Source organism: Rhodopseudomonas pseudopalustris (assembly GCF_900110435.1).
Taxonomy (GTDB): domain Bacteria; phylum Pseudomonadota; class Alphaproteobacteria; order Rhizobiales; family Xanthobacteraceae; genus Rhodopseudomonas; species Rhodopseudomonas pseudopalustris.
This window is the reverse complement of record NZ_FODT01000018.1, coordinates 12,776-25,903: the sequence shown is the minus strand read 5'-3', so window position 1 is coordinate 25,903 and position 13,128 is coordinate 12,776. Positions and strand designations below refer to the sequence as shown.

Genomic DNA, 13,128 nt, shown 5'->3' with positions numbered 1-13,128 from the left:
GAAAAGCCTTTCAAGGATGTCCTGCCGCGTCAGTCGGCATTGGAAGGGTTTGTGTCTGGTTGCGAGGCTGGCGCCAGGAGCAGCCGGTCGATCGGCGCATCAAGATCGCGTGGCCATAGCTGCGGCTCCATGAGGGATCACCCCGGTTCGACATCTGCGCGAGTCCCTCCGCACGGCGTCCAGACAGCTTGGTTGCATCACAGAACGAGTTGAACGCCGGGTCAAGGGGTTGACGGCCGTCTTCCCAAAGCTGCTATTAGACATATCGTTACGCAGCCGCCGCGCCGATCGCGCGCAGTCTCAACGGCGGAAAATTCATCAGCGAGCCCCCATGGATCCTTCCAATCACGACGGAACACAACCGTCGCTCAGCCCGCAGACCCGGCTCGTGACGTCGGGGCGCGACACCAAGGCGCAGAAGGGTTTCGTCAATCCTCCGGTGGTGCGCGGTTCGACCGTGCTTTACCCGACCGCAGAAGACCTGCATGCACATCGCGGCGAGTACTCGTACGGGCGTCACGGCACGCCGACCACAAAGGCTTTGCAGCAGGCGCTGATCGAGCTGGAAGGTCCGCAATGCGCCGGCGTCGGACTGACGCCTTCCGGCGTGTCCGCGATTTCGACCGCCCTGCTCGCGGTGCTCAAGGCCGGCGATCATGTCCTGGTTTGTGACAACACCTACCGCCCGACGCGGCTGCTCTGCGACCAAATGCTGCAACGCTACGGTATCGAGACCAGCTATTTCGATCCGCTGATCGGCGCCGGCATCGCCGCCCATATCCGGCCGAACACCGCCGTGGTGATGGTCGAGGCGCCAGGCTCGCAATCCTTCGAGATGCCGGACATTCCGGCGATCGCCGCGGTCGCGCACGCGCATGGCGCGCTGGTGATCGACGACAATACCTGGGCGACCCCGCTGTATCATCGCTCCCTCGAGCAGGGCGTCGATATTTCGATCCAGGCCGGCACCAAGTATATCGGCGGCCATTCCGACATCATGTTCGGCACGATCGCCGCCAACAAGACGGCGTGGCCGAAGATCGCAGACGCGATCCGCCTGCTCGGCGTCTGCGCCGGACCTGACGATGTGTTCCTGGCGTTGCGCGGCCTGCGCACGCTCGCGGTGCGACTGGCGCAGCATCAGCAGTCCGGTCTGGAGATGGCGCGCTGGCTCGGCGAACGGCCTGAGGTGCAGCGGGTTCTGCATCCGGCGCTGGAGAGCGATCCGGGACACGCGATCTGGAAGCGCGACTTTACCGGCGCGTCCGGTTTGTTCTCGATCGTGCTGCAGCCAGCCCCGCAAAAGGCGGTCGACGCCCTGCTCGACACCGTCAAGCTGTTCGGCATGGGCTATTCGTGGGGCGGCTTCGAGAGCCTTGTCATCCCGTTCGACTGCGCGTCCTATCGCACGGCGACGACATGGAATCCCGGCGGGCCGGCGCTGCGGCTCCATGTTGGCCTCGAAAGCGTCGACGACCTGAAGGCCGATCTCGCACGCGGCTTCGAGGCCTTCAACGCGTCGCTGCGTTGAAATTCGCTATAGCGTTTTCGAGCGAAGTGGATACCGGTTCGCGTGAATCAAACGCGTCAGAACAAAAAGATGGAGCCCCGGTTCTGATTCCATCAGAACCGGAAAAGCTCCAGGTTCACTTCGACAGCGTTCACTTCGACAGCGTTTCCGACCCGCGCGAATGCGACTTGATGATCAGCATGATGTTGCGCACGTAGATGACCGTCGCCATCGACTGGCCGAGAATGATCACCGGCTCGCGCTTGGCGATGCCGTAGACCAGCGTCATCAGCCCGCCGCCCATCGAGAAGAACCAGAACGCCATCGGCACGACGCTCTTTCCGGCGCGCTCGCTGGAAATCCATTGCACGACGAAGCGCGCGGTGAACAACAATTGGGCGATCAGGCCGAAGGCGAGCCAGAAGTCGAATTTTGCGACGAACACGTCGTAAAGATAATCGCCAAGGGCTTGCCCGTATTGGATCAGCATTCGTTCACCTCGGTCGCGACCGGCACGGCCTTCTTGCGGCGGATCAGCCACCAAACGCCGGCGAGATCCATCAGCCCGACCCACAGCCGGTCGAAGAAGCCGTAATTGGAAACGCCTGACAGTCGCGGCCGGTCGGCGACGTCCACATAGACGATGTCGTAGCCTTCACGGCGCACCAGCGCCGGCAGGAAACGATGCAAGCCATCGAAATACGGCAGCGCCAAGAACACATCGCGGCGAAACGCCTTCAATCCGCAGCCGGAATCCCGGGTGCCGTCGCGCAGGATGGCGTCGCGCACCTTGTTGGCGACGCGCGACTGCACCTTCTTGAAGCCGGTATCCTTGCGGCCGACGCGCTGGCCGGCGGCGAGCCCGAAGCGGTCGCCGCCGCGTTCCAGCGCCTGGATCAATTCGGGGATGAAGGCCGGATTGTTCTGGCCATCGCCGTCGAGGGTGGCCACGATCGCGCCGCGCGCCGCGCGGACGCCGGTGCGCACCGCCGCCGACTGGCCGCAGGACTTCGCGTGCCGGATCTGGCGCAGATTGGCGCGCTCGCGCCGCAAAGCCGCCAGCCGTTGTGGCGTGGCGTCGGTCGAGCCGTCGTCGACATAGACGATTTCATACGCCCAGCGCCCGTCGAGCGCGGCAGCGATCTCGGCGATCAAGGGGCCGACATTGTCGGCCTCGTTGCGCACCGGCACCACAATGGACACCACGGGCGGCGCATCGGAATCTGTAAGGACTTCAGGCATGATTCGGAACAATCCGGGGCCGTCTGGAACTTGCGGCCGGGGCGCACGCGGCGCGACCGCTTCTTATGGGGCCACGGCGTCGCGGGCAACCCTTTTGACGCGGTCCCAGGACGGCCCGGGCAACGGCTCGATCGCGCCGTCCGGCCGGATCGCGAAGGCCAGCCGCCGTGCGGCGAACCAGTAACGCACCGCCAGGGCGCCGATCGTCCCGAGCAAGGCCCCCGCAACCACGTCGCTCGGGTGATGCGCCAGCAGCACCAGCCGGCTCACCGCGATGGCGATCGCATACGCCAACATGAACGTCCGGAGCCGCGGGAACAGCGCCGACACCGCAAAGGCCAGCGCAAAGGCGACCGTGGCGTGCCCCGAGGGCAGGCTGGAATAGGCTTCGTCCCAGGAGAAGGTCGCGAAGTTGAACGGATTGGCCGCGCCGCCGACGAACGGCCGGCCGCGTCCGATCACGCCCTTCAGCACCTCGCCGGCGATCACCGGCGCGAGAACGGCGAGAAAAACAAACTGAACCCGGGTTCCAATCCCGATCATCGCGGCGCGCGACACGCCTCGCAACCGCGGCAGCAGCAGCGCAACCATGATCATCAGCGCCGCCAGCGTCCACAGCACATACGCGGCCTTGCCGAAATCGGTGAAAATCTTGACCGGCCAAAGGCTCGGCGTGCCGCGCTTGGGCATCAACCCGATCTCGAAGGCGTCGATTGCGACCATCAGGATCGCGATCGCCGTCGCCAGCACGGCCGACAGCAGCAGCATGTGCAGCGCCCAGCGCCGCGACGCCACCGCCCGCCGCGAATGCGACGGTGCCCGGACCAGCCGCGCCAGCGACTGCCCGATCAAGCTGATCAGCTCGACGGGATAGCTGCGCGCCCCGCCGCCCTCGCCTGGCGTCATGTTACTGCGTGCCTTCGGAACGGAAGATCGCGATCGACACCGGCTTGCCCTGCGAGAAATTGTAGCCGTCGATCCGGGTCGCCACGTTGTAGTGCAGCCCGATCGCCTCGGCCCGCGCCGCGAATGCGCGCTCGCTGCGAGCTTCCACCAGCGCGAAGCGGCAGCTTCCGCCGAGCAGGAAGTCGGCGGCACCGGAGCCGTCGGTCAGCAACGTATCGGTGCCGGTCATGAACACCAGGCTCGGCTCATGAAAGCCTACGGCCGCGGCCTTGGGCCCGACGCACACCACCTTGCGCAGCGCCTGCGCGATCTCGACGCTCGGGAACACCGGTCGCAGCGTCGGCACCACGACGCCGAGCGCGGCGACCATCAGAAACAGCGACGCCAGCGAGGCGTTGAGCAGCGAGGCTTCGGCGCGGTTCTGGTCGAACAGCCGCCACGCGAACAGCCCGAAAATCAGCGAGGCCGCGACGAACGGCCACGCCAGGAACGCCGGCTGCCGGGTCAGGATGATGGCGCCGATGATCGCGAGCGACAGCACGACGACTGGAATCGCGAACCACCACGCCGCGCCGCGGGTCAGCCAGGAGCGCGACAGCACGCTGTGCTCGATCGCGCCAGCGGTCATGATCGCGATCGCCGGATACAGCGGCAGCACATAGTGCGGCAGCTTGGTGATCACCAGCTCGAACACGATCCAGGACGGGATCACCCAGGCCAGCAAATATTGCGCGCCCGGCTCGCGCCGTGCACGCCACACCGCAGGCGCAGCCATCGCGGCCAATGGCGCGCCCGGCCAGAACGTCACCCAGAACAGCAGGAAATACAGGCCCGGCGGCGCGCCGTGGGATTCCTTGGGACTGGCGATCTTGCTCAACATGTCGCCGCCGACCGAGTCGGCGAAGAAGGTGTCGCCGGCGCGCAGGAAGATCGCGATGAACCACGGCAGCACCAGCACCAGCATCCACAGCACGCCGGCCAGCGGCTTCAGACGCCACAGCCACACCGCCGAGCGATCGACAAACGCCAGCGCGGCCACCGTCAGCGCGATGAACATCAGGATCAGCGGGCCCTTGAGAAGAATGCCCGCGGCGACCGCGGTCCAGAAAATGGCCGGCGTGATCCAGGAGTGGTAGCGGTCGTCGCCGCGCTGCCAGGCGAGATAGACATGCGCCATCGCGCCCATCGCGGCGGTCACCGTGAACAGCAAGAACGCGTCGGTCTTGGCCAGTCGCGCCTCGACACCCAGCAAGATCGAGCTGCACAACAGAAGACCGGCGATCACCGCCCCGCGCCGCCCGACAAAGGCGAGCGCCGCCCAATAGGTCATCAGCACCGCGCCGATCGCACCGGCCAGCGACGGCACGCGATAGAGCCAGATCCGGACTTCGGCGCGCGGCAGGCCGAGCCGCGACGCGGTTTCGACGACCGCGGCTTGCAACCAGTAGATCCCGACCGGCTTCTTGTAGCGGACCTCGTCCTGGAACCGGATATCGATGAAATCATCGCTCTCGACCATCTGCTTGGTGGCCTGGGCGAAGCGGGCCTCGTCGCGGTCGATCGGCGGGATGTTGAAGAAACCCGGCAGAAAAAACAGCAGCCCGACCAGTACCAAGAACGCCACTGCGCGCAGATGGCTGACGGACGCAAAATCCAGCACCGCCACCAGCCCGCGGCCGGGGTCGATGGCATTTCTGGGCTCGCGGGGGCCACCGAAGCGGGGCGTTGGAGAGGTCTCGGTCATCGGTTTCGCATACGCTGAAACCGATAGCCGGACAACCAGTTGGCCGGGCTGCTACTGGATTCTCACAACGACTGTGTCTGCTGCGCCGACCGCGTCCATCACGGTGAGCCGGACGAAGCCCGGACCGGGCGGCGCAATCAGTCGTTGGCGGCGGCCGTCGATCTCGCCGGCCGACAGGCCATTCACCATCACCGTCATCGGCAACACTCCGCCGGCGACCTTGACCGGCAGCGCGCCGGTGGAAGCCTGGCTCTGCGCGTCGATCCGCGAGCCATTCAGCGGAAACTGGATTCGCAACGCCTGCTCGTTGCCGGATCGAACAAGCTCGCCCGCCGAGCGGAACCGGCGCAGCGGCAGCGGCAGTTGGGTGTTGCTGGCGGTCAGCGTTCCGCGCGGCGGCTTTGGCAGCGCTGCGCGCAACTGGCCGGTGCGGGCGAAGGCGTCGAACAGCACCGGCGCGGCGGCGACCCGGCCGATCAACCCGGGGACCGGAGCGCCGTCCGGCCGTCCGACCCAGACGCCGATGGTGATCTTGCCGTCGAATCCGACCGACCAGGCGTCGCGATAGCCGTAGCTGGTGCCGGTCTTGAACGCGATCTGGTTACGGGCCGCGTTTTCCGGCGGCGGCGTGCCGATCAGAACGTTGCCGATTTGCCAGGCCGCGACTTTATCCAGCAGACGCAGAGTCTCCCGCTCGCCATTGTTTTTGCTGGCGATCTCCCGCAACGGGGCAACGCTGCCAAGCCGCGCGACGCCGCTGTAGAGCTGCACCAGATCGATCAGTCGGACGCCCACGCCTCCCAAACCCATCGCCAGCCCGGGCGCTTCGTCCTTCGGCAGCACCAGACTTGCCCCGGCCTGCTTCAGCCGCGACGCCAATCGGCTTGAGCCGACCCGATCCAGCAATTCGATCGCCGGAACGTTCAGCGACAATTGCAGCGCCTTTCGGACTGTCACCGTGCCCTGGAACGTCATGTCGAAATTCTCGGGCGCATAGGCGCCGAACCGCACCGGCCGATCGTCGATCAGGCTTTCCGGATGGACGAAGCCGTCCTCAAACGCGAGCCCGTAGATGAACGGCTTCAGCGTCGAGCCCGGCGATCGCACCGCGCGGGTCATGTCGACCTGCCCGGCGCGGCGGTCGTCGAAATAGTCGGCCGAGCCGACATGGGCGAGCACGTCGCCGCTGTCATTGTCCACCGCGACGATTCCGATCGAGATGTCGGGGCCGAGCGCTGTGGCGCGGTCGCGGGCGAGCGCCTCCAACGCTCGCTGGATTCCGGCGTCGAGCGTCAGCCGAATCACCGGGGCGTCCTTGACCGCGGCGGCCGCCTGGTCGGCGGAATGCGGCGCCAGCACCGGCATCGGCTTGCGCTGGCGCAGCACCGGCGCCGCCCTCGCCTGCGCGGCGTCCTCGGCGCTGACGACGCCGTCCTCGACCATCCGCGCCAGAACGCGATCGCGCGCCGCTCTGGCCGCATCGGGATGGCGGTCGAGCCGGCGGGTTTCGGGGGATTGCGGCAACGCCACCAGCAGCGCCGACTCCGCGAGCGTCAGCCGCTTCGGCTCCTTGCCGAAATACGCGATCGATGCGGCGCGGACGCCTTCGAGATTGCCGCCATAGGGCGCCAGAGCGAGATACAGATCGAGGATCTGCTGCTTGTCGAGCTTCCACTCGAGCTCGACAGCGCGGACCATCTGGCGCAGCTTGGCGCCGAGCGAACGCTCGCGCCGCGGCTCCATCAGGCGGGCGAGCTGCATGGTGATGGTCGAGCCACCCGAGACGATCTGGCCGTGGGTGACGAGCTGCAGCGCCGCTCGCCCGGTCGCCAGCGGGTCGACGCCGTGATGCGACCAGAACCGCTTGTCCTCATAGGCGATGAGTTGCTGAAGAAAACGCGGGTCGACGCTCGTCTTCGCATCGACCGGCAGCCGCCAGCGGCCGTCGGTCATCGCATAAGCCCGCAGCAGCTTGCCGTGGCGGTCGACCACGCTGACCGATGTCCTGCGCGCCTCGTCGAGCGGCAGCGGCCCGAGCGATATGGCGTAGGCCGCGAGGCCGCCGATCGACACGGCAACGATCGCGAATAGCGCAACGGCGGCATTTCGGAGTAGGCGGCCGTTCCCCGGATGCAGCGCAGCGCGCCGCCCTTGCGGCGTGGTGCGCGGCTGATCCGGAGCCCCGGTGACATCGGCCGCCGAACCGGGATCCCGGGTCTGCGGAACAGCACGGCGTGCTGCACCGCGCCCGGGACACGAGGTCTCGGTTTCAGTCAAAGGTGTGTTGGTCGGCGCCTCGCTCATTTCGCCGCGCGCACCTCGACGACGCCGGTGCCGGTGCGGCCGTAACGCGAGGGATTGTACATGTCCTCGACGTAAGCCTGCGGCAGCACGTATTTGCCGGGCGACACCGCGCGCACCACATAGGCCACGGTGAACACCGCTTTGTCTTCGGTGCCGCGGTTGATGGCGGCGGTGAAGCGGTCGTCGCGGAATTCGGTGTTCACCGGCTCCTGCCCGTTCTCGATCCAGTCCAGCGTGCCGCTGTCGCCCGACGACACCAGATGCGGATTGTCGATCTCGAGGCCGGCCGGCAGATAGTCCGCGATCATCACATGCGCATATTCCGGCTTCGCCTCGGTGACCGTCAGCACCACCGCGAAGCGGTCGTTCTGCTTCGCTTTAGTGATGTCGGCCGGCTCGCCGGCAAGCGTGAAGTAATTGCGCTCGATCTTGAAGCCGTTGCTGGCGGCAGGCTCCGGCGTCACCGGCGAGCCGCTGACGGTGACCACCGCTTGCACCGGACTGTCGCCGGTGTTGGCGATCCGAACCGGCTGGCCGCGCACCTCCTCGGCCTTGTAGCTGCGATACAACGCGGTCTTCACCGCGCTGCCGTTGACGTCGAGACTCATCGTCTCCTTGGCGAGCGCGCGCGCCGCCAGCACCAGCCAGGCGTTCTCCTGGGTCGAGGTGTAGGGCGTCAGCCCGCGCGCCGCCTCGACGCGCTGGACCGCGGTTGTCAGCGTCGCCTTCGGCGCATTGCCTTCGCTGGCGAGCGACACCAAAGCGGCGGCGTCACGCAACGCCGAGCCATAGTCGACCCGGCCGAACTGGATCACCGGCTTCGGCGCGAGGTCTCCGGCGGCTGCGGCATAAACCCGCTCGGCGCGCGAACGATCGCCGACCAGCGCCAGCGCCGCGGCAAGCTGCGACTTCGCGATCGGCGTCGCCAGCTTGTCGAGCTTGGTGTCGGCGAGATAGCGCAGGTCGCCGATCGGCGCGACACCGTTTCGGGCCAGCACGTAGAGCCCGTAAGCGAGGTTGCGGCCGCCGTCCTTCTCCGGCTCCTCGGCATTGACCACCGCGTTGCGAATGCGGTCGAGCGCGCTGCGGAAGGCAACGTCGGGAACGACGAAACTCTTCTCGCGCGCCCGCGTCAGGAAGTCGGTGACATAGGCGTCGAGCCAGGCGTCGTCGCCGCCGGACGACCACAGGCCGAACGAGCCGTTCGAGCCCTGCCGGGCCAGCAACCGGTCGATCGAGGTCCTGATCCGTTCATCGGCACTCGTATCCATCGCCAGATGCGCGCCGGCGGCGAGATCGTTGACGTACAGCAGCGGCATCGCGCGGCTGGCGATCTGCTCGGAACAGCCGAACGGATAGCGATCGAGCGCCTTGAGGATCGTGGCGGCGTCGAGCGCGGTCGACTGGCTGACCGACAGCGACAGGCCGCCGGTGCCCGGCACCAGGTCGGAGAACATATCCGCCGTCAGCGTCAGGCTCTCCTGCTTGGCCAGCGTGCGGATCGAGCGTCGCGCCAGCGTCTGGTTCGCGGGCCGGACGTCGAGCGCGTAGTGCCGCGCCAGCGTCAGCCCGTTCGGACCGGTGATGGCGACGTCGAGTGTCGCGGTGCCCGCCCCGCCGGCCTCGACGGCCAGCGAAGCCGAGCCGCGCTGCTTGGCGGCGAGCTTCATCGTTGTGGATGCAGGACCGTTCAATTTCACCGGACCGTTGGCAGTCACCTTGATGGTGAAGTCGCCGGGCGAGCCTTCGACGTTGTCGAGGTCGAACGCCATGGTGCCGCGATCGCCGTTGCGCAGGAAGCGCGGCAGCGTCGTGGTCAGCACCACCGGATCGCGCACGGTGACGTCGATGTTGGCGCGGCCGACCTTGGTGGCCGTCCACGCGACCGCCATCACCCGCGCGGTGCCGGCGAATTCCGGAATATCGAAGCTGATCTCCGCACTGCCATCGGCGGCGACGGTGACGATCCCGGAATACAGCGCCAGCGGCTTCTGCGTCGGCGGGCTGCCCTGCAGCTCGGCACCGGCGGCGTCGCCGCCCGAGCGGATCTGGCCACGGGTGCCCTGCATGCCGTCGATCAGCTGGCCATAAAGATCACGGATCTCTGAAGTCATGCGGCGCTGGCCGAGATAATAATCGTCCGGCGCCGGCGGCTTGTAATTGGTGAGATTCAGAATGCCGACGTCGACTGCCGCGACCACGATCTTGGCGTCCTCGCCGGGGGCGAGCCCGCCGAGCTTGACCGGCAGCTTCAGCGTGGTCGACGGCCGCACCAGCGCCGGCGGCGACAGCGCGACCTGAAGCGTCCGCGCCTTCTTGTCGATCGAGACCCATTGCACGCCGATCGCGCGACCCGGCATCCGCTGCGCCGCGGCGTCGAGCGGCCGACGCAGCGTCGTCACCACATAGGCGCCGGAGCCCCAATCCTTGCCGACCGGGATCCTGACCTGCGACGAGCCCTGCTTCACCGTCAGCGACTGTGTCGTCAGCAGCCGATCGCCGAGCACGTTGACCGTCAACAAGCCGGCGGACCGGGCGTTGACTGTCACCGTCATGCTGTCGCCGGAGGCATATTCCGGCTTGTCGATCGAGGTCTCCAGCAGATCAGGGGTGTCGGCGCTACCGTCCGAGTACCAGCCGACATCGAACTGCACCGAGGTGATCGGGCCATCGGCGTCCGCTGTCTTGACGTCGAGCCGGTAACGGCCGGTCTCGGGCTGGAACGACAATTGGCCGGGCTTGTCCGGCGCGACCGAAAGATCGCCGTCGGCCACCCGCTTGGTCGATTTCACCGGTTCGAAATCCCATGAGGAATTCTGCCGGTACCATTGATAATGCGACTCGATCTTCAGCAGCTCGTAGCGCAGCCCGCTGCGCGTCAACGCGGCGCCGTCCGGGTCGACGAAGGCGACCTCGAACTTGGCGGCGTCGCCGTCGGCGACATTCTTGTCGGCGAACAGCGGCCTGACGCCGATCATCGGACTGGCCGGCGCGACCGGCAGCACCAGCTTGCGTTCAACCGCGCGGCCGCCGGCCTCGCGCATCCGGATGAAGATCTGCGCCTCCTGCGGCCGTGTCGACGACGGCGGCTTCGGCAGAACCAACGGGAAGCTTGCGCTGCCATTGGCGTCGGCCTCCGGCAGGTTTTCCAGCGGGGTGCGCTCGTTGCTGGTGGTCTCCTCATCGGCGACGCCGAACTGGTAGCCGGCATAGCCGGGACGGCCCGCGGCCGGCGCGACCAGCAGGTCGCCCTCCAGCGCCAACCCCGACGCCGGCGCACCATACAGGAAGCGGCCGTCGACCTTCAGTTCCACTGGAGCATCAGCTTTGATCTGCTTGTCCTTGGACGAGATGTCGAATTCGATCCGGTCTGGAACGTAGTCCTCGACCATGAAGGTGGTCTCGCCGATGCTGGCGCCCTTCGGATCGGTGAAGGCGCGCACCCGCCAGGTGCCGGTCGGCACCGCCGAGTTCAGCGGAACCGCGAGGCTGCGGCCGCCGGCGCCCTGGTCGGACAGCACGGCGCGGCGGAATTCGACGCCGTCCGGCCGCTCGATCACCAGCGTCATCGGCCCGCCGACGATGGCGTTGCCCTGGCCGTCGCGCAGCAGCGCGGTGAGATAGACGGTCTCGCTGCCGCGATAGACGCCGCGCTCGGCATAGACGAAGGCATCGGCGCCGGCCGGCACCGCGCGGCCCGAGACGCCGCGGTCGGACAGGTCGAAGGCGTTCGATTTCAGGCTGAGGAAGGCATAGTCGGCCTTCTCGCCGGTCGCCGTCAGCAGCGCCGGAGACAGACCGCCCTCGCCCCGCGACAGCCCGGCTTCGAACAGCACGTGGCCGGACTCGTCGGTCTTGCGGGTGGCGAGGATTTCATTGTTGCGCGCGATCAGCCGGACTTCGGCTTTGCCGACCGGGTCGGTCGAGGCCAGCGAGTTGACGAAGACGTGGATGCCGTCATTGCCGGAGAACGCGGTGAGCCCGAGATCGGACACGATGAACCATTGCGTCGCGAGTTGGCCGTCATCGTCCGAACTGGCGATCGGCCCCTTCGGCGCGGCGGTCATCACATAGACGCCGGGCTGCAGATCGCCGAGCACCTGGTCGACCGCGAAGGCCGTGGTGACGTCGGCATTAAGCGCCGCCGTCGCGGTGTCGAGTTCGCCCGACCACACTTTGGCGCCGCGCTGGCTGCCGAGATCGTCGAGCTGGTAGCGGCTCAGCGTGCGCTGGAAGTCGCTGTCGACCACGGTGTTGATCAGATTGCGGTCGCCGATCCGGAACAGCTGCACCGACACCGTCGGGGTGTTGACGCTGACCAGCGGAATGCCGCGCTGGCCGGTGCGCGGCAGCACATAGGCGCGGCCGGTGAAGCGCACCAGCGGCTTGCGGTCGCGGACATAGATGTTGAACTCGGCCGATTTCGGCAGCGTCTCCTTGACGGTCGACGGCAGCCCGGCGCGCAGATTGATGTTGTAGCGCTCGCCGTGCTTGAGGCCTTCGACGCAGAGCTGTTTGTCTTCCGAGGTCAGCGCCGGCTTGTCGGTACCGGCCAGCGCCAGATAGGGCGCGAAGTCGGTGCGCTTGGCGAGGTCTTCGGAGAACTGGAAGCACGCCCGCGGCGAGGCCGAATCCGAATCCACGGTGTAGTCGAGCAGCTTGAAGCCGTGGTCCTCGCGCAGCTTCTCGTAGCGGCCGCGCACCTCGGCGACCTCGCGCAGATCGAGCGACAGCCGCAGCGCGTCGAGCGCCGGGCGCCACAGCCGCCGGTCGGCCATCGCGCGGCCGAGCACCGCCAGCGCCTCGGCCTCCTCGCCGGCATTGCCGGCGCGCTGATAGGCGATGTAGGCGGCGGTCGAGGCGCGCTCCAGCAGGAAGGTCTGTTCCGAACCGGTCGGCGCCTTGATCTGGAACACCGTCTTGGCGAGCCGCAGCCAGTTGCTGCCGTCGGCCGGATCGACGGTGGCGATCTGGCCCATGATCTGCAGCCCGGTGCGGTAATCGCCGCGCTTGAAGGCGGCGTCGGCGTCGGTGCGCAGGCTCGCCGCCGGCTTGTTGATTGCCCCGGCCTCGCTCTTGATCTGGGCCTCGAGCTTGATCGCGGAATCCGCAAGTTCGTCGCGTTTGAAGGCCTTGTCGGCCGCCTGTGCCGAGGCCAGCCCGAGCGCCAGCGTGGCGCAAAGCGTGATGGCGCGAACCCAACCGATCATGTCGAACTCCCCTGCCGCGAACGTCCGCCGCATTCCGAAAATGGAGAAAATGCCTGAAATAATGACGAGCAGATGGCCCGGCCCAACCACGGCCGAAGACGACAGCCTAGCCGGATGGCCGTGACGGTCCGATGTCTGCCTTCCGATGTCTTGTCTTGGATCCATCAGATTCGCATCTTCGCGTGCCGGCGCGCCGAACACAACGCGCCGCA

General features: G+C 67.2%; 7 protein-coding genes. 1 reads left to right on the top strand and 6 read right to left on the bottom strand.

From position 1 onward, the window contains the following. Positions 1–331 precede the first annotated feature (331 nt). Positions 332–1,531 (top strand): cystathionine beta-lyase, encoded by a 1,200-nt coding sequence (gene metC, locus BMY71_RS23395; protein ID WP_092686290.1) that lies wholly within the window; start codon positions 332–334, stop codon positions 1,529–1,531. Positions 1,532–1,661: 130 nt separating this feature from the next. Here the strand turns inward: metC and BMY71_RS23390 are convergent, their stop codons facing one another. From BMY71_RS23390 to BMY71_RS23365, 6 genes are all read right to left on the bottom strand, one after another. Further along, a complete protein-coding gene (locus BMY71_RS23390) occupies positions 1,662–2,000 on the bottom strand; it encodes a lipid-A-disaccharide synthase N-terminal domain-containing protein (protein ID WP_011502966.1) in 339 nt (112 codons plus the stop codon). Then, positions 1,994–2,752 carry a glycosyltransferase family 2 protein gene (locus BMY71_RS23385; RefSeq protein WP_011502965.1) on the bottom strand — a complete coding sequence of 253 codons (759 nt, stop codon included), beginning with the start codon at positions 2,750–2,752 and terminating at the stop codon, positions 1,994–1,996. Before BMY71_RS23385 ends, BMY71_RS23390 begins: the two co-directional genes overlap by 7 nt. Before the next feature lie 63 nt (positions 2,753–2,815). Further along, a complete protein-coding gene (locus tag BMY71_RS23380) occupies positions 2,816–3,658 on the bottom strand; it encodes a phosphatase PAP2 family protein (protein ID WP_092686289.1) in 843 nt (280 codons plus the stop codon). 1 nt (position 3,659) lies between these two features. After that, on the bottom strand, positions 3,660–5,402 hold the full coding sequence (locus BMY71_RS23375) for an ArnT family glycosyltransferase (protein WP_011502963.1): 1,743 nt from the start codon (positions 5,400–5,402) through the stop codon (positions 3,660–3,662). A 51-nt stretch (positions 5,403–5,453) separates the two neighbouring features. Further along, a complete protein-coding gene (pbpC, locus tag BMY71_RS23370) occupies positions 5,454–7,706 on the bottom strand; it encodes a penicillin-binding protein 1C (RefSeq protein WP_244526145.1) in 2,253 nt (750 codons plus the stop codon). Continuing rightward, positions 7,703–12,916 (bottom strand): alpha-2-macroglobulin family protein, encoded by a 5,214-nt coding sequence (locus tag BMY71_RS23365; RefSeq protein WP_092686312.1) that lies wholly within the window; start codon positions 12,914–12,916, stop codon positions 7,703–7,705. Before BMY71_RS23365 ends, pbpC begins: the two co-directional genes overlap by 4 nt. Positions 12,917–13,128 lie beyond the last annotated feature (212 nt).